Source organism: Micromonospora sp. CNZ296 (genome assembly GCF_007827635.1).
In genome coordinates, this window is sequence record NZ_VISW01000012.1 from 23,805 (window position 1) to 41,786 (window position 17,982).

General features: G+C 72.1%; 14 protein-coding genes. 7 read left to right on the forward strand and 7 right to left on the reverse strand.

The genetic code is table 11. The features are described 5' to 3' along the window. Positions 1–4: 4 nt before the first annotated feature. On the reverse strand, positions 5–1,408 hold the full coding sequence (locus FB455_RS20215; RefSeq protein ID WP_145754585.1) for a sensor histidine kinase: 1,404 nt from the start codon (positions 1,406–1,408) through the stop codon (positions 5–7). After that, on the reverse strand, positions 1,405–2,061 hold the full coding sequence (locus FB455_RS20220) for a response regulator transcription factor (RefSeq protein ID WP_013284915.1): 657 nt from the start codon (positions 2,059–2,061) through the stop codon (positions 1,405–1,407). The genes FB455_RS20215 and FB455_RS20220 overlap by 4 nt, the downstream gene beginning before the upstream one ends. A 95-nt stretch (positions 2,062–2,156) precedes the next feature. Between FB455_RS20220 and FB455_RS20225 the strand changes: the two genes are divergently transcribed. Further along, positions 2,157–3,266, forward strand: coding sequence for a LolA family protein (locus FB455_RS20225; protein ID WP_145754588.1), 1,110 nt, complete (start codon positions 2,157–2,159; stop codon positions 3,264–3,266). A gap of 241 nt (positions 3,267–3,507) precedes the next feature. Further along, positions 3,508–5,727 (forward strand): HelD family protein, encoded by a 2,220-nt coding sequence (locus FB455_RS20230; protein ID WP_486481560.1) that lies wholly within the window; start codon positions 3,508–3,510, stop codon positions 5,725–5,727. Positions 5,728–6,582: 855 nt separating this feature from the next. Here the strand turns inward: FB455_RS20230 and FB455_RS20235 are convergent. After that, a complete protein-coding gene (locus FB455_RS20235) occupies positions 6,583–7,005 on the reverse strand; it encodes a hypothetical protein (protein WP_041784166.1) in 423 nt (140 codons plus the stop codon). A gap of 285 nt (positions 7,006–7,290) precedes the next feature. Between FB455_RS20235 and FB455_RS20245 the strand changes: the two genes are divergently transcribed. Next, on the forward strand, positions 7,291–7,665 hold the full coding sequence (locus FB455_RS20245; protein ID WP_013284911.1) for a hypothetical protein: 375 nt from the start codon (positions 7,291–7,293) through the stop codon (positions 7,663–7,665). A 61-nt stretch (positions 7,666–7,726) separates the two neighbouring features. Here the strand turns inward: FB455_RS20245 and FB455_RS20250 are convergent, their stop codons facing one another. The 3 genes from FB455_RS20250 to FB455_RS20260 form a co-directional block, all read right to left on the reverse strand. Then, positions 7,727–8,707: a sporulation protein gene (locus FB455_RS20250; protein WP_013284910.1), complete on the reverse strand. Its 981-nt coding sequence runs from the start codon at positions 8,705–8,707 to the stop codon at positions 7,727–7,729. Positions 8,708–8,810: 103 nt separating this feature from the next. Next, complete coding sequence (locus FB455_RS20255; protein WP_047894228.1) at positions 8,811–9,587, reverse strand: DeoR/GlpR family DNA-binding transcription regulator; 777 nt, start codon at positions 9,585–9,587, stop codon at positions 8,811–8,813. Between the two features lie 34 nt (positions 9,588–9,621). Next, positions 9,622–11,631: a beta-galactosidase gene (locus FB455_RS20260; protein ID WP_013284908.1), complete on the reverse strand. Its 2,010-nt coding sequence runs from the start codon at positions 11,629–11,631 to the stop codon at positions 9,622–9,624. A gap of 243 nt (positions 11,632–11,874) precedes the next feature. Here FB455_RS20260 and FB455_RS20265 point away from each other — a divergent pair, with 243 nt between their 5' ends. From FB455_RS20265 to FB455_RS20280, 4 genes are read left to right on the forward strand one after another with little or no spacing between them, the layout of a single operon-like run. Continuing rightward, positions 11,875–13,242, forward strand: a complete 1,368-nt coding sequence (locus tag FB455_RS20265) for an ABC transporter substrate-binding protein (protein ID WP_255368090.1) — start codon at positions 11,875–11,877, stop codon at positions 13,240–13,242. A gap of 22 nt (positions 13,243–13,264) precedes the next feature. Continuing rightward, entirely contained in the window at positions 13,265–14,221 is a 957-nt protein-coding gene (locus FB455_RS20270) for a carbohydrate ABC transporter permease (protein ID WP_071096136.1), read from the forward strand. Beyond that, a complete protein-coding gene (locus tag FB455_RS20275) occupies positions 14,218–15,099 on the forward strand; it encodes a carbohydrate ABC transporter permease (RefSeq protein ID WP_013284905.1) in 882 nt (293 codons plus the stop codon). The genes FB455_RS20270 and FB455_RS20275 overlap by 4 nt, the downstream gene beginning before the upstream one ends. Continuing rightward, entirely contained in the window at positions 15,096–17,309 is a 2,214-nt protein-coding gene (locus FB455_RS20280) for an alpha-galactosidase (RefSeq protein WP_145754594.1), read from the forward strand. Before FB455_RS20275 ends, FB455_RS20280 begins: the two co-directional genes overlap by 4 nt. A gap of 65 nt (positions 17,310–17,374) precedes the next feature. Here FB455_RS20280 and FB455_RS20285 read toward each other — a convergent pair whose 3' ends face one another. Then, entirely contained in the window at positions 17,375–17,908 is a 534-nt protein-coding gene (locus tag FB455_RS20285) for a hypothetical protein (protein ID WP_145754598.1), read from the reverse strand. Positions 17,909–17,982 lie beyond the last annotated feature (74 nt).

Genomic DNA, 17,982 nt, shown 5'->3' on the forward strand with positions numbered 1-17,982 from the left:
CCGCTCACTCCGCGTCCGGCTCGGCCAGCGCGGGCAGCCGTACCGTCGCGCGCAGCCCCGGCGCGGCGGCGCCGGGCGTCGCGTCGGCCAGCTCCACCGTGCCGCCGGCCCGCCGTACCAGCTCACGCACGATGGCCAGGCCCAGGCCCGCGCCGCCCGCGTCGCGGGCCCGCGCGTCGTCGAGCCGGGTGAACCGGGCGAACACCCGCTCACGGTCCGTCGCCGGGATACCCGGCCCGTCGTCGGTCACCGTGATCAGGTGGTACGCCCCGTCCGGCCCGCTCACGGCCAGTTCCACGGCGGAGTACGCGTGCCGCAGCGCGTTGTCCACCAGGTTCACCAGCACCCGGCGCAGCTCCCCCGCGTCCCCCTCGACCCATCGGGGCGCGTCCGGCGGCGTCAGCCGGACCGGCGGCGACGGGTAGCGGGCGGCCACACCGCGCAGCAGCTCCCCCAGCTCCACCGGGCCGACCGGGGACGGCCGGGCGTCCTGCTCGTCGAGGCGGGCCAGCAGCAGCAGGTCGTCCACCAGGCGGCTCAGCCGCTCCGTGTCGGCGAGCAGGTCGTCGGCGACCGCCGGCCAGTCGGTGTCGCCGCCGAGACGCCGGGCCACCTCCAGCTCGGTACGCATGTTCGTCAGCGGGCTGCGCAGCTCGTGCGCGGCGTCGGCGACGAACGCGCGCTGGCGGTCCCGGGACGCGGCCAGCCGGTCCAGCATGTCGTTGAGCGTGACCGCGAGCCGGTGGATCTCGTCCTGCCCGGCCGGTACGGGCAGCCGCTCCGCCCCGGCCCGCCCGGTGATCTCGGCGGCGCCGCTGCGCAACTGCTCGACCGGCCGGAGCGTCGCGCCCACCACCCGCCAGGCCACCACGCCGAGCCCCGCCACCAGCAGCGGGAAGCCCACGAGCAGCAGGTTGCGGACCACGTGCAGGCTGTGCCGCACGTCGGTGAGCGACTTGGCGACCAGCACCGTACGCGGCTCCTGCGCCGTGCCGGCCGGCACCGTGACCACCCGGACCGGGCCGGGCATGCCGGCGCGCCGCCCGTCGACCACCAGCCGCTGCCGCTGCCCGGGACGCAGCTCGTCCGGGCCGAGCATCGGCACGAGGCGGTCCGCGTCGATCGAGGCGGCCCGGATCCGGCCCTGCGCGTCGACCACCTGCACCCGCAGCTGCCCGCCCGCGACAGGCAGCGGGTCCGGCAGCGCGTCCTCGGCGGTCAGCAACGCGACCGCGTCGGCGGTACGCAGCGCCTCCTCGTCGACCGACCGTTGCAGCGTCCAGCCCAGCGCGCCCAGCAGCAGCGTCCCGCCGAACGCGAACCCGACCGCCAGCCCCACCACGCCCAGCGCGAGCAGCCGCGCCCGCAGGCCCAGCCGCGGCAGCGGGCCGCGTATCCACCGGCTCATGTGGCCAGCCGGTAACCGGCGCCGCGTACCGTCTCCAGCCGCTCCCGGCCGATCTTGCGGCGCAGGTAGCCGACGTAGACCTCCACCGCGTTCGGCGCGGTGTCGACCGAGGCGTCCCAGACGTGGTCCAGCAGCTCGGTCTTGGAGACCACCTCGCCGGGGCGGCGCATCAGGTAGTCCAGCAGCGCGTACTCGCGGCTGGTCAGCACCACCTCGGTGTCGGCCCGGGTGACCCGGCGGCGGGCCGGGTCCAGGCGCAGGTCGCCGACGGTGAGCACGGTCGGCCGCCGGGGCGCGCCGCGGCGCAGCAACGCCCGCAGGCGGGCCAGCAGCACCACGTACGAGAAGGGCTTGGTCAGGTAGTCGTCGGCGCCGCAGTCCAGGCCGTCGGCCTGGTCGTACTCGCCGTCCTTGGCCGACAGCATCAGCACCGGCAGCCAGCGCTGCTCGGCGCGCAGCCGGCGCACCACCTCGTACCCGGACAAACCGGGCAGCATCACGTCGAGGATCATCGCGTCGTACTCGCCGTGCCGGGCCGCGTCCAGCCCGTCCGGGCCCGTGGCCGCCACGTCGACCACGAAACCCTCCGCCGACAGGCCCCGGCGCAGCGCCGCCGCGAGCCGCGTCTCGTCCTCCACCACCAGCAACCGCACCGGTCAAGGGTGCCACCATGGGGTCACCCGTAGGGGATCTCCTCAGCGTGGTCACAGCGACGGTCGCGCAGCATGGAGCGCAGGAGGTGCACACTATGTCAGTGATGAAGAACCGCGCCGTGCTGCGCTGGCTGGTCCCGGTGACCGCGGGGGTCGCCGTGATCGGCGGTGGCGCCGCCGTCGGCACGTTCGCCGCCGGCGCCGACCCGGCACTGCCGCCGCGCAGCGCCGCCCAGCTCCTGGAAGACCTGCGCACGTCCCGCCTGGACGGGCTCTCCGGCACCGTGGTGCAGCGCGCCGACCTCGGCCTGCCGCCGATCGCCGCGCTCGCCGGCCAGGCCACCGGCAACGACCTGGCCGGCCTGGTCTCCGGTACGCACACGCTACGCGTCTGGTACGGCGGCGAGGACCGGCAGCGGCTCGCGCTGGTCGACACGCTCGGCGAGCAGGACATCCTGCGCAACGGGCGGGACGTCTGGACCTGGAACAGCCGGGAGAACACCGCGACGCACCGGAAGCTGCCGGCCGACGCGCCGGAGCGGGCCACCGTGCCGGCCACCCCGGCCGACGCCGCGGACCGGGCGCTGGAGGCGATCGACCCGACCACCGCGGTCACCGTCGGCCGCACCGCCACGGTCGCCGGGCGGGACGCGTACGAGCTGGTGCTCACGCCGCGCGACAAGGCGTCACTGGTCCACCAGGTCCGGATCGCGCTCGACGCGAAGGAGCACGTGCCGCTGCGCCTGCAGGTGCTCGCCGACGGGCAGGACGAGCCGGCGTTCCAGGTGGCGTTCACCCAGGTCGACTTCCGCACGCCGGAGGCCGACCAGTTCCGGTTCAACCCGCCGCCCGGCGTGAAGGTCACCGAGGCGACCGAGGGCGAGCGACCCGGACCGGCCGGTAAGCGGTTCGACAAGAAGGACGCCGAGAAGCCGGACGTCCGTACCGTCGGCACCGGCTGGACCACAGTGGTGGTCGCCAAGATCGGCGACGCGGCGACCGGCGGCGGCGCGAAGCCCCGCGCGGACGCGCCGGATGCCCAGATGCTGGGGCAGGTCCTCGGTGACCTGCCGAAGGTCAGCGGCGACTGGGGCAGCGGCCGGCTGCTCAGCGGCAAGCTGTTCAGCGTGCTGCTGACCGACGACGGCCGGGTGATCGCCGGTCTGGTCACGCCGGAGCGGCTCTACGAGGCCGCAAAGGGCTGAGAATCGCCGTGCCCGGGGCTCGGTCGGCTGACGCCGGCCGGGCCCCGAGTCGTGTCCGGGCTTGGTCTGGTGGCTGCCGACGCGCTATCTTTCTCAGTTCAGGCACAAAAAAGGAATGGCTTCTGAATGCCATTCCTGCGGCAATTTTAGTCAATGAGGAGCCGGATTGTCAACGCACTCCGACGTGTCGGCTGACCTGCGCCAGGACGACGAGATCGGCCGGGAACAGGAATACGTCTCGATGCTGTACGACCGGCTGGACGGCATGCGGGAACAGGCCGCCCGGCGGCTCGACGAGGAGTTGCGCCACACCGGTGGCACGCAGCAGGCCCGCTCGCAGCGCGACTCGACCGTCGCGATGTACGCCGACCAGGTCGAACAGTTCTCCGCTGTGGAGAGCGGCCTGTGCTTCGGCCGCCTCGACGGCGACGACGGCGCGGTCCGCTACATCGGCCGGATCGGGATCTTCGACTCGTCCGGCGACTACGACCCGCTGCTGATGGACTGGCGCGCCCCCGCCGCCCGGCCGTTCTACCTGGCCACCGCCGCCAACCCGCAGGGCGTACGCCGCCGGCGCCACCTGCGCACCCGGGACCGGAAGGTGACCGGGCTCAACGACGAGGTGCTCGACATCGCCGCCGCCTCCCCCACCGCGCACGAGGAGGTGACCGGCGAGGCGTCGCTGCTCGCCGCGCTCAACGCCGGGCGCACCGGCCGGATGCGCGACATCGTCGAGACCATCCAGGCCGAGCAGGACCGCATCATCCGCGCCGACCTGCCCGGCGTGATGGTGGTCCAGGGCGGCCCCGGCACCGGCAAGACGGCCGTGGCGCTGCACCGGGCCGCGTACCTGCTCTACACCCACCGCCAGCAGCTCTCCACCCGCGGCGTGCTGCTGGTCGGCCCGAATGCCACGTTCCTGCGCTACATCTCCCAGGTGCTGCCCACGCTGGCCGAGACCGGCGTGCTGCTGCGTACCCAGGCCGACCTGTTCCCCGGCGTACACGCCCGCCGCGCGGAGCCGGCCACCACCGCGGCGCTGAAGGGCCGCGCGGTGCTGGCCGACGTGCTCGCCGCCGCGGTCCGCGACCGGCAGTGGGTGCCCGACGAGCCGGTCACCATCGAGCTGCCGCAGCGGGAGGTGCTGACGCTCGACCCGGAGACCGTGCGGCAGGCCCGGGACCGGGTACGCCGCACCGGCCGCCCGCACAACCTGGCCCGCGCCCTGTTCGACGTGGAGATCGTGCACGCGCTCGCCGACCAGGTGGCCGAACGGATCGGCGCCGACCCGCTGGGCGGGGACAACCTGCTCTCCGAGGCCGACCGCGCGGAGATCCGCCGCGAGCTGCGCGAGGAGCCGGAGATCCGGGCCGCGCTGGACGAGCTGTGGCCGGTGCTGACCCCGCAACGCCTGCTCGCCGACCTGTACGCCTCGCCGGAACGGATCGCCACCGCCGCGCCGATGCTCACCGACGACGAGCGGACCGCGCTGCACCGCGAGCCGGGCGGCTGGACGCCCGCCGACGTGCCGCTGCTGGACGAGGCCGCCGAGCTGCTCGGCGAGGACGAACGCGCCGCCGTGGCCCGCCGGGAGCGGATCCGGGCGCTGGAACGCGAGTACGCCGAGGGCGTGCTGGAGATCTGGCGCGGCTCCCGCTCCATCGACGTGGAGGACGAGGCCGACGGCGGTGAGATCCTCGGCGTCACCGACCTGATCGACGCGGACCGGCTCTCCGAGCGGCAGGAGGAGTCCGACCGGCTCACCACCGCCCAGCGCGCCGCCGCCGACCGGAACTGGGCGTTCGGGCATGTGATCGTGGACGAGGCGCAGGAGCTGTCGCCGATGGCCTGGCGGCTGCTGATGCGCCGCTGCCCGAGCCGGTCCATGACGATCGTCGGCGACGTGGCGCAGACCGGCGCGCTCGCGGGCACGCCGTCGTGGGGCGAGGCCCTGGCGCCGTACGTGGCGGACCGGTGGCGGCTGGAGGAGCTGACTGTCAGCTACCGCACCCCGGCCGAGATCATGGCGGTCGCCGCCGACGTGCTGGCCGAGATCGACCCGGCGCTGCGGCCACCCCGCTCGGTACGCGCCACCGGCGTACCGCCGTGGGACCGGACCGTACCGGCGGACCGGCTGGTCACGGAGCTGGTCGAGGCGACGGCCCGGGAGGCCGCGTCGCTCGGTGACGGGCGGCTCGGCGTGCTGGTGCCGACCGGGCGGGTGGCCGAGCTGGGCGGCGCGGTGGTGGCGGCGCTGCCGGAGGCGACGGTGGGTGAGCAGCCGGAGCTGGCGAACCGGATCGTGGTGCTGACCACCGAGCAGGCAAAGGGCCTGGAATTCGACTCGGTACTGGTGGTCGACCCGGCCCGGATCGTCTCCGAGTCCCCGAGGGGCCACAGCGACCTCTACGTGGCCCTGACAAGAGCCACCCAGCGCCTAGGCATCCTCCGCACCCCCTAACTCCCTTGTCCCGCCCGCCCTCCGCCCGCCCTCCGCCCGCCCTCCGCCCGCCCTCCGCCCCGTCGATCATGAAGTTGACGGCGATGTGGATCTCCATTTCCGCCGTCAACTTCATGATCGACCGGCCCGGGCACGTGCTGCCCGACGTCCCGCCGGGCGCACCCTCCCGCGCTCCTCGCGCCCCTGCCCCTGCCCCCGCCCCTGCCCCCGCCCCCGCCCCTGCTCCGCGATCATGGAGTTGCGGCCCCGGAAGGATCGACAAAGCGGACATCTTTCGGGCCGAGAGTGCAAGATCGGCGAGTGAGGGCGGGGTGTGTGCCGGGTTAGGCACGTGTCCCGTCGGCCTGTTCCCGCCAGATCGGGGAACTGGCGGGCGCCTGCGCCAGATCGGGGACGTTGCTATGTCACGCCCGCTCTGACCACACCACTTCCCCGAGGTGGCGACGCGTGCACCAGATCGGGAAGTGGCGGCACCCTGCGCCTCGACCACACCACCTCCCCGAAGTGGCGACGCGTGCACCACCTCGGGGAAACGGCTACATCCCATCCACCCCGACCGCACCACTTCCCCGACGTGGCGGGACGCCGTCAGCGCGAGCCGGGAGAAAGCCCCACGGTCGGGTAGGGCGGGAGCGGGTCGGGCGAACAAGCCACTTCGCCGAAGTGGCGACGCGCGCGCCAGATCGGGGACGTTGCTATGTCACGCCCGCTCTGACCACACCACTTCCCCGAGGTGGCGGCGGCAGCGTCCGCACGAAGTGGACGTCACACCGGGAACGGGGCTGGGGAGGGGAAGCGCAGACACGGGACGGCGGGGCGGCCGGAGGCCGTCCCGCCGTCCCCGCCGTGACTCGGTCAGCCTGGGTTGGGGCGGTTGTTGGTGAAGTTGCCCACCTGGGCACCCGTGGCCGAGTTGTCGCTCGTGGAGCCGCCGGCCGGGGTGCTCAAACCACCCGTGCTCGCGTCACCGGTCGTCGTCGGCGCCACCTTGCCCGGGTGCTTCTCGGGCTGGCGGGCCAGCCGGCGCACACTCGCCGGGCCGGCGGTGCCACCTGTCGTGGTCACCGCTCCCTGGCCCCGGGTCGGTCCGCCGTCGCGCAGCACCGTCGGGTCGACGGGTACGTCCGCCGGGTCGTCCGGGTCGAGTTCCTGCCGCATCCGCTCGACGTCGGTCTGGGGCACCGTGACCTCGTCCAGCGCGCCCTCGCCGTACACGCCTCCGGCGACCCGCTGCTCAGCCTGCCGGGCGGCGTCCTGCCGCATGTCGTCCTCACGCACGTCAACCACCTCGCAGCTCTCTCGGGGTATCGGTGGTGCGTGCCCGAGGGCGGGTGGCTGAAACCGGAACCGGCGGCGGGAGGACCGGTGTGCGCCCGGGTGTCCGGTTCCGGCCGCGAGCCGAGCGCGACGGCCATTCGACGGTGACCGGCGGTTACCTTGTCTCCGGCCCCGGGTAGACCCAGGGTGCCCCCGCCACAGAGCGCGAACCGCGCCGTGGCCGACCTGCGGTAGCGGGGCGAGGGTGTGCAGGTTAACGACTCATCAAATCCTGAGGAGGACCAGATGAGCACGCAGGCTGCATCCACCAGGCCGATGAACCGGCCGATGTCCGACGTCCAGAACCGGTCGAGCATGCAGGACACGTCGACCCGGCAGATGCCGTCGATGCACGACGGTCACCGGGAGAACATGCCGTCCCCGGGTACGGAGACGAAGCAGGCGTTCCTGACCACCGAGTTCTGGGTGTACGCCGCAGCGGTCGCGGTCGTCGTGATCGCCGCGTTCTGGCGAGGCGCCGCCACCAACGGCCTGAACATCAACAACCCGAACCAGGCCTGGTGGTACCTGACCGCGCTGACCGGCGCGTACCTGGTCAGCCGTGGCCTGTCGAAGGCGGGCAGCGCGCGTCGCTCCGGCAAGGAGCGCCGGGGGCGTTGACCCCCCGCCGCGCTAACGGCGACGCCCCCGGGATCCGTCCCGGGGGCGTCGTCGCATGTGCTCACTCCCCGCCGAAGTCCCCGAAGTCGTCGCCGCCGTCGAACGCGTCATCGAGCATCTCACCGGCGATCATGCCGCCGGCGACACCGAGCGCGGCGCCCGCGACCACGCCGCCCATGCCCGGGCCGCGCCGCCCGTGGCCGTGGTGACCCGGGTAGCCGTGGCCGCCGCCGTGCGGCATCCCGAAGCCCTGGGCCCGCAGGCTGCCGTAGCGGCCGGTGGTCTCCCGCAGCCAGCCGTCGACGACCTGCACCCAGTCGGTACGGGCGGCGTCGCTGTGCGGAATCGAGTACCTGCCGATGACGTCGTGCCCGGGGCTGAGGAAACCGCCGCGCTTGTCGCACTCCAGGATCACCTCGACGCCCTGCTGGCTGGTCACGAACGTCAGCTCAACCTCGGTGACGGTCTGCGCGTACTGCGGCGCGGCGAAGAACTCGATCTCCTGGTAGAACGGCAGCGTCTGCGGCACGCCGTAGATGTGACCCCGCTCCAGGTCGGCGTGCTTGAACCGGAAGCCGAGCGCCTGGAACGCCTCCAGGATCCGCTCGTGGATCGGCAGCGGGTGCACGGACACCTGGTCCAGGTCCGACTTGTCGACCGCGCGGGCCACCGCCAGCTCGGTGCGCAGGCCCATGGTCATGCCGTGCAGGCGCTGGCCGTACACGTCGGTGATCGGGGTCTCCCACGGCACCGGCATCTGGAACGGGATGGAGAGCTGCTGCTTCGGGGCCAGCTCGAAGGCGCCGCTGACCGGCATCCGGTGGAACTCCATCACGCCCGCGAACTCGTGGTCGCCGCTCTCGATCTCGACCCGGGTCACCAGACCGATGTTGATCTGCTCGATGCGGGCCGGCGCGTCGCCGCCGACCAGGTTCACGTGCCCGTCCAGGGTCAGGCCCGGCCGGGTGTTCGGGTTGCTGAGCACCGTGTCGACGGTCGGGCCGCCCACGCCGAACGCGCTCAACATCTTCTTGAAGACCATCGGTCACTCCCGTGCAACTGCGCTCCGACATGGACCGTCGGGCACTTCGTCAGGGCACCCTAGACGGCGGGGCTGAGAAGTGCCTGTGAGGCACGCCGCGGTGTCAGTCCGCGCGTACCACCACCAGCTCGCCGACCTGCTCACCGAGCTGCCGACGGGCCTCCGGCGGCAGGCCGCCGTCGGTGATCAGCACGTCGGCCTCCTCCAGCGGCGCGATGGTGGCGATGCCGATGGTCTCCCACTTGGTGTGGTCGGCCAGCACCACGAGCCGCCGGGCGGCGCCGATCAGCCGCCGGTTCACCGCCGCCTCCAGCAGATTGGGCGTGGTGAAGCCGGTACGCGGGCTCATCCCGTGCACGCCGAGGAAGAGCAGGTCGACGTTGAGCGCGGCGATGGCCGCCTCGGCGACCGGGCCGGTGAGCGCGTCCGACGGGGTACGGATGCCGCCGGTCAGCACCACCGTCTGGTCGGCGCGGGGGTTCTGGTAGAGCGCGTCGGCCACCGGGATCGAGTTGGTGACCACTGTCAGTCCGCGTACCTCGGCCAGCCGGGCGGCCAGCGCGGCGGTGGTGGTGCCCGCGGACAGCGCCACCGCCATCCCCGGCTCGACCAACTCGGCGGCCCGTTCCACGATGGCTCGCTTCTCGGCCTGCTGGCGTACCGACTTGGCGGCGAAGCCGGGCTCCTCGGTGGAGCCGGGTCCGGCGAGCGTCGCTCCGCCGTGCACCTTGTCGATCAGGCCGCGGTCGGCCAGCACCTCCAGGTCGCGGCGGATCGTCATGTCGGACACCCCGAAGCGGCTGACCAGGTGACTGACCCGGACGCCGCCGCTCTGGCGGATCAACTCCAGGATGGCGCTCTGCCGTTGCTGGGCGAGCATGGGGACCTCCTCGGCGCGAACGGCAGGGTACCGGTCAGGCGGTCGCGGGCACCGGCGCGGGCTCCTCGCGGACCACCGCCACCTCACCCGCCGGCACCTCCAGCTCGCCGTCGCAACGGGCGCCGCCGAGCAGCTCGACGCCGCTGACCGCCAGCCGGGCCGGTTCGGTGGTGTGGTTGACCACGAACAGCCAGCTCCGGTCCGCCGAGCGGCGGCGGACCACCTCCACCCCGGCCGGCGCGCGCACCGGCGGACGTACGCCGGTCTCGGCGAGGAGCCGGGCCACCAGCCGGTCGGTGGCCTCGTCGTCGAGCCGGGTGCCGACGTACCAGGCGGCGCCCGCGCCGACCGCGTGCCGGGTCAGCGCCGGCACGCCCGGCAGGGGCCCGTCGGTGTACGCGGCCAGCACCTCGGCGCCCTCGGCGTGCAGCCACTCGGTCCACACGTCGGCGCGGGCGCCGTCGTCGAGGCGTACCGTCTCGCCTTCCCGCAGCGGGAAGAACTCCTCGACGCGTACGCCGAGCAGGTCGCGGAACGCGCCGGGGTAACCGCCGAGCCGGATGTGGTCGTGCTCGTCGACGATGCCGCTGAAGTAGGTGACCACAGCGGTGCCGCCGGCCTCCACGAACCGGCGCAGCGAGTCGGCGTCGGCGTCGCGGACGAGGTAGAGCGTGGGCGCCAGGACGAGCCGGTAGCGGGACAGGTCGGCCGACGGGTGCACCACGTCGGCGGTGACCCCGGCCCGCCACAGCGCGGCGTGCAGCGCCGACAGCCGGTCGGTGTAGGTGACGTCGACGCTCGGGTGGGAGTCGAGTTCGGCACCCCACCAGGCCTCGTAGTCGAACAGGATCGCCACGTCGGCGTCGACGCGGCTGCCGCGTACCTCGGCGAGCGCGCGCAGGTCGGCGCCGAGCCGGCAGACCTCGCGGAACACCTTGGTGTCCGGCCCGGCGTGCGGCACCAGCGCGGAGTGGAACTTCTCCGCGCCGGCCCGGGAGGCCCGCCACTGGAAGAACAGCACGCCGTCGGCGCCGCGCGCGACGTGGGCGAGACTGTTGCGGCGCATCTGGCCGGGCGTCTTGGCCACGTTTCGGGGCTGCCAGTTGACGGCGCTGGTGGAGTGCTCCATCAGCAGCCACGGCGCGCCACCGGCGACGCCCCGGGTGTGGTCGGCGGCCAGCGCGAGGTTGACCTGCGGCTGCGGGTCGGCGGCGGTGAGGTAGTGGTCGTTGGAGACGACGTCCACGTCGGAGGCCCAGGAGTGGTAGTCCAGGTACTTGATGCCGGTGCCGATCATGAAGTTCGTGGTGACGGGCTGCGGGACGAGCCGGTTCAGCAGTTCCCGCTCGGCGCGCAGCTGGGCGCGCTGCTCGTCGGAGGAGAACCGCAGGAAGTCCAGCTGCTGCGTCGGGTTGGCGAACGTCGGCGCGGTACGCGGCGGGTTGATCTCGGCCCAGTCGTGGTAGCGCTGGCTCCAGAAGGCGGTGCCCCAGGCCGCGTTGAGCGAGTCCAGGTCGCCGTAGCGCTCGCGCAGCCAGCCGCGGAACGCCTCGGCGCTGACGTCGCAGTAGCAGTGCACGTTGTGGCAGCCGAGTTCGTTGGAGACGTGCCAGAGCACCACGGCGGGGTGGCGCGCGTACCGGCGGGCGACGGCCTCGACCAGGGCGAGCGAGTGGTCCCGGAACACCGGTGAGCTGGGGCAGTACGCCTGCCGGCCACCGGGCCAGAGCACCGTGCCGTCGGCGCGGCGGGGCAGCGTCTCCGGGTGCCGGTGCGCCAGCCACGGTGGCGGGCTGGCGGTGGCGGTGGCCAGGTCGACGCTGATGCCGCCGTCGTGCAGCAGGTCGATCGCCCGGTCCAGCCAGTCGAAGACGTACCGGCCGGGGGCGGGCTCCAGCAGTGCCCAGGAGAAGATGCCGACCGAGACCAGGTTGACCCCGGCCCGTCGCATGAGTTCGACGTCCTCGGCCCACGTCTGCTCGGGCCACTGCTCCGGGTTGTAGTCCGCGCCGTACCAGATGCCGTCGCCGTGCCAGTTCCGCATGACAGCAGAGGGTGCCCCCGAACAGCACCCAAGTCAACACTTTCCAACATCGACTGAAGTTCCAACGTTTACCGACTCTTTGCCCTGCCTCACCGCCGACAGCGTCGTCTTTTTGCCCTCTTGACAGCGCCGCGCCAAGGGGTAGCTTCAAGCGCCACCGGCTGTTTGTGTTCGGACGTGTGGATTCTCGGTGGATCTGCCGCGGCCGACACGAACACCGCTCACCGCCAACGATCACGGTCCATGAGCGCAGCGCACCTCTTCCACGCAGGAGGCACCATGTCCCGTCCCCGCTCGCAAGCCGAATACCTCGCCCGGCTCGTACCCCCGTCCGTCGCCGGCCTGAACCGGCGCTCGCTGCTCGCCGGCGCGGCCGGCGCGGGGGCGCTGCTCGGCACCGGTCTGCTCGCCGGCTGCGGCGACTCCGACTCCGGGTCCGGCGGCGACGCCAAGAGCGTCTCCCTCGGCTCGAACCAGTCGGACCCGAAGCCCAAGGACGTCGTCGCCAAGGTGATGGACGGCTTCAAGACGTCCTCCGGCGTGACGGTCAACATCAACACGGTCGACCACAACACGTTCCAGGAGAACATCAACAACTACCTGCAGGGCAAGCCGGACGACGTGTTCACCTGGTTCGCCGGCTACCGGATGCGCTTCTTCGCCGCCAAGGGCCTGGCCGGTGACCTCAGCGACGTGTGGGGCAAGCTCGACGGCTACTCCGACGCGTTCAAGAAGGCGTCCACAGGCGACGACGGCAAGCAGTACTTCGTGCCGGCGTCGTACTACCCGTGGGCGGTCTTCTACCGCAAGTCGGTGTGGCAGCAGCGCGGCTACGAGGTGCCGAAGACGCTGGACGACCTGAACACGCTCGGCGCGCAGATGAAGAAGGACGGCCTGAACCCGATCGCGTTCGCCGACAAGGACGGCTGGCCGGCGATGGGCACGTTCGACATCCTCAACCTGCGGATCAACGGCTACCAGTTCCACATCGACCTGATGGCCGGCAAGGAGGCGTGGACCTCCGACAAGGTGAAGAAGGTCTTCGACACCTGGGCCGGGCTGCTCCCCCTGCACCAGCCGGACTCGCTCGGCCGCACCTGGCAGGAGGCCGCGCAGTCGCTGCAGCAGAAGAAGAGCGGCATGTACCTGCTCGGCCTGTTCGTCGGCCAGCAGTTCAGCGGCGCCGACCTGGAGGACCTGGACTTCTTCACGTTCCCCGAGATCGACTCCACGATCGGCGCGAAGGCGCTGGACGCCCCGATCGACGGCTACATGATGGCCCGCAAGCCGAAGTCCAAGGACGCGGCGCAGAAGCTGCTGACGTACCTCGGCTCGAAGGAGGCGGCGGACATCACCGTCAAGAACGACCCGAGCACGCTTGTCGCCAACAGCGGCGCGGAAACCGGTGCCTACACCGCGCTGCAGAAGAAGGCCGCCGAGCTGGTCGGCTCCGCCACCGAGATCGCCCAGTTCCTCGACCGGGACACCCGGCCGGACTTCGCCTCCACCGTGATGATCCCGGCGTTGCAGCAGTTCATCAAGGACCCGAAGGACATCGGCGGGCTGCTCACCAGCATCGAGAACCAGAAGAAGTCGATCTTCACCAGCTGACGGCGGAAGGGGGAAGGACATCATGTCCGACCTGCCCCTGATCCAAGCGGATCGCGCCGTGCCGCCGCCGGCCGCGACCACCACGAACGGTGGTCGCGGTCGCCGGCTACGGCTCCTGTCCCGCACCGACCGCGTGGTCATCACGCTGATGGTGCTGGTACCCCTGTTGCTCGTCACCGGGCTGGTCTGGCTGCCCGCGGTGGCGACGGTGCTGCTCTCCGGCACGAACTGGGACGGCATCGGCCCGATCTCCGAGATCGAGTGGGTCGGGGCCAAGAACTACGACGACGTGGTGAACATCTACCCGCCATTCGTCCCCGCCGTGCAGAACAACCTGCTCTGGCTGGCCGCGCTGTTCGTGGTGGCCACCCCGTTCGGCATGTTCCTCGCCGTGCTGCTCGACAAGGAGATTCGCGGCAGCCGCTTCTACCAGACCGCGCTCTACCTGCCTGTGGTGCTGTCGCTGGCGCTCATCGGCTTCGTCTGGCAGCTCATCTACAGCCGCGACCAGGGGCTGCTCAACGGCGTGTTCGGCGGCGAGACCGACTGGTACGGCGACCCGGACGTCAACATCTGGGCCGTACTGGTGGCGGCCGGCTGGCGGCACGTCGGCTACATCATGCTGCTCTACCTGGCCGGCCTCAAGGGCGTCGACCCGTCGCTGCGCGAGGCCGCCGCGGTGGACGGCTCCTCGGAGACCAGCACGTTCTTCCGGGTCGTCTTCCCGGTGCTGCGCCCGATCAACATCATCGTGCTGGTGGTGACGGTGATCGAGTCGCTGCGCGCGTTCGACCTGGTCTGGGTCATCAACAAGGGCCGCAACGGGCTGGAACTGATCTCCGCGCTGGTCACCCAGAACGTGGTGGGCGAGGCCAGCCGGATCGGCTTCGGCTCCGCGCTGGCGACCATCATGCTGGCCGTCTCGCTGGTCTTCATCACCATCTACCTCTGGACCGTGATGCGGGAGGACAAGCGATGACCGCCGTCTCCGCCGGCCGCCGCCGCCCCGTGCGGCCCGCCCGGGTCGTCCTGCACCTGTTCCTGGGTACGGTCGCCGTGGGCTGGCTGTTCCCCATCCTCTGGGCGGTGCTCACCTCGTTCCGCTCCTACGAGTACACAGCCGCCAACGGCTACGTGTCGCTCGGCGGCTGGACGGTCGACAACTACGTCACCGCCTGGCGTACCGCCGAGTTCGGCAAGCACTTCCTCAACTCGGCGTACATCACCGTCCCGGCGGTGCTGCTCACGCTGTTCCTCGCCTCCTGCGTGGCGTTCGTGATCGCCCGGTTCAGCTGGAAGCTCAACATCGCGCTGCTCGGCCTGTTCACCGCGGCGAACCTGCTGCCGCAGCAGGCGCTGCTCATCCCGCTGTTCCGGATGTTCACCGAGATCCCGCTGCCGGCCTGGATGAGCGACTCGGAGCTGCTGTACGACAGCTACTGGGGGCTGATCCTGGTCAACGTCGCGTTCCAGTGCGGCTTCTGCGTGTTCGTGCTCAGCAACTACATGAAGGCGCTGCCGCACGAGCTGTACGAGGCCGCGATGGTCGACGGGGCGAACGTGTGGCGGCAGTACTGGCAGGTCACGATGCCGCTGTGCCGCCCGGCGCTCGCCGCCCTCGCGACGCTCGAAGTCACCTGGATCTACAACGAGTTCTTCTGGGCCACTGTGCTCATGCGTACCGGCGACAAGTTCCCGGTCACCAGTTCGCTGAACAACCTGCGCGGCGAGTTCTTCACCGACAACAACCTGGTCTCGGCCGGCTCGGTGCTGGTCGCGATCCCCACCCTGGTGATCTTCTTCCTGCTGCAGAAGCAGTTCGTCCGGGGTCTGACGCTGGGAGCCTCCAAGGGATGACGATCGTCCACCTGCGCCGAGTGCGGACCAGCCTGGTGCTCGACGCCCGCGGCCCGGGGCTGCCCCGGGTCGTGCACTGGGGCGCCGACCTCGGCCCGCTGCCCGACGAGGACCTGCCCGCGGTCGTCGACGCCACGGTGCCGCCGGTGGTGCCGAGCAGCTTCGACACGCCCACTGTGCTGTCGCTGCTGCCCGAGGCGAGCGCCGGGTGGAGCGGACGTCCCGGTCTCGCCGGTCACCGCGACGGCCGGGACTGGTCGACGGCGTTCCGCCTCACCGGCCTCGACGTGTACGACGAGCCCGCGGCACCGTCGCCCGCCCTGTTAGGAGGGGCCCCTTTACATGCACCAGGCGTTAACAAGGGGCCCTTCCTTCCCTCCGGGCGGGTGGAGGTGCGGGCGGCGGACCCGGGCGCGGGGCTGAGCCTGACCGTCGAGATCACGCTGGACGCGGCGGGCGTGCTGACGCTGCGGCACCGGCTGCGCAACGACGGCGACGGCCGGTACGAGGTGCGGGAGCTGACACCGGTGCTGCCGGTGCCTGCGGTCGCCACCGAACTGCTCGACCTGACCGGCCGCTGGTGCCGGGAGCGCGCGCCGCAGCGGCACCCGTGGCCGATGGGCGCCTGGGTACGCGAGGGGCGGCACGGCCGCACCGGCCACGACGCCACGTTGTTGCTGGTCGCGGGCACCGCCGGGTTCGGTTTCCGGCACGGCGAGGTGTGGGCGGTGCACACCGCGTGGAGCGGCGACCACGTCACCGCCGCCGAGCGCCGTCCCACAGGTGAGTCCACGCTCGGCGGCGGTGAGCTGCCCGCACCCGGCGAGATCGTGCTCGGGCCGGGCGAGGAGTACGCCACTCCCCTGCTCTACGCGGCGCACTCGGCCGACGGGCTGGACGGGCTCAGCGACGCGCTGCACACCCACCTGCGGGCCCGCACGTCGCACCCCCGCACGCCGCGACCGGTGACGCTGAACGTGTGGGAGGCGGTCTACTTCGACCACGACCTGGACCGGCTGCGGGCGCTGGCCGACGCGGCCGCCGAGGTCGGTGTGGAACGCTTCGTGCTGGACGACGGCTGGTTCCGTGGCCGACGACACGACCAGGCCGGGCTCGGCGACTGGTGGGTCGACGGCGAGGTCTGGCCGGACGGGTTGCAGCCGCTGATCGACCACGTACGCGGGCACGGCATGCAGTTCGGGCTCTGGGTGGAACCGGAGATGGTCAACCCCGACTCCGACCTGTTCCGCGCCCATCCCGACTGGGTGCTCCAGGCGCCGGGCCGGCTGCCGCCGCCGTGGCGGCACCAGCAGGTGCTCGACCTGGCCCACCCGGACGCGTACGCGTACCTGCTCGAACGGCTCGACGCGGTGCTGAGCGAGCACGACGGGCTCGCATACCTGAAGTGGGACCACAACCGCGACCTCACCGAGGCCGGGCACGCCGGGCGGCCCGGGGTGCACGCGCAGACCCTCGCGGTCTACCGGTTGCTGGACGAGCTGCGCGCCCGGCACCCGGACGTCGAGATCGAGAGCTGCTCCTCCGGCGGCGCGCGCGTCGACCTGGAGATCCTGCGCCGCACCGACCGGGTCTGGGCCAGCGACTGCAACGACGCGCTGGAACGGCTGTCCATCCAGCGCTGGACCGGCCTGCTGCTGCCGCCGGAACTGATCGGCACGCACATCGGCCCGGAGCGCTCGCACACCACGCACCGCGTGCACGACCTGAGCTTCCGCGCGGTCACCGCGCTGTTCGGCCACCACGGCATCGAGTGGGACATCACCGCGATCGACGCCGGCGAACGGGCCGAACTCGCCGCCTGGGTGGCGCTGCACAAGCGGCTGCGCCCGCTGCTGCACACCGGCCGGGTGGTCCGGGTCGACCACCCGGACCCGGCCGTGCAGGCCCACGGCGTGGTCGCCCACGACCGCAACCATGCGGTGTACGCGGTCAGCCGGGTCGCCACCTCCGCGGCGCAGGTGCCGGGCGCGGTGCGGCTGCCGGGGCTGGACCCGCAGCGGCGCTACCGGATCTGCCCGCCCGCCGGAGTACCGGAACCGGCCCTGCTGGAGCTGTCCCCGCCGGGCTGGCTGGCCTGGCCGGGCGACGGCATCACGGTGAGCGGTTCGGTGCTGGGCACGGTCGGCGTGCAGCTCCCCGCCCTGCACCCCGAACAGGCCCTCCTCCTGGAGGTCACCGTCGTCGGCTGAGAGACGCCGGCAGCGGTGACCGGCCGTTCAACCGCGGGAGCCTACGCGCCCGGGACGTTCGTGGGTCACCGGCGCCGCCGCGGGACGCGGGTCGAGGTGGCCGCAACCCCACCGGCCAATGGACGGGTCACGGTGGCCGGGCCGGACTCGCCGGTCGAGCGCCACAGCTCGTGGAGCGTGGGCCACCAGTCGGGCTGGCTCTCCACCACCTCGGCCAGGACGGGGCTCTGCTCCAGCATGTGCGCGGGCCACCGGTGCCAGGAGTGGGCGAATCGGAAGTCGGGCAGCAGCCCGGCCACCTGCAGCTCGCACTCCAGCACGTCCGCGAGTAGCTCCGCGAGGGTGATCACGACGGACCGGTCGGTGTCGGTCGGCGCGGAGGGCTTCCGGTCGAAGAAGTATGCGCGAAGCGGCGGATTCTCCAACAGGCGGTCGTGCCAGGCGCGAGACAAATTGTTCACTTCCATCAGCGCGGTGGCCGAGCCGATGCCGTTGTTGATGCGGCTCTGTTTCGCCACCTCCCGCGTCTGCACGGCGGAGAAGCACAACGACACCGCGACCAGCATCAGACTGACGAAGCCCAGAATCGTTTCCCACATGTCCCCGCCTTTCAAGGAGTACGACTCTCCTCACGCTAAGCGGAGAGCGCAACACCCTGAGTCACCAATTTCCG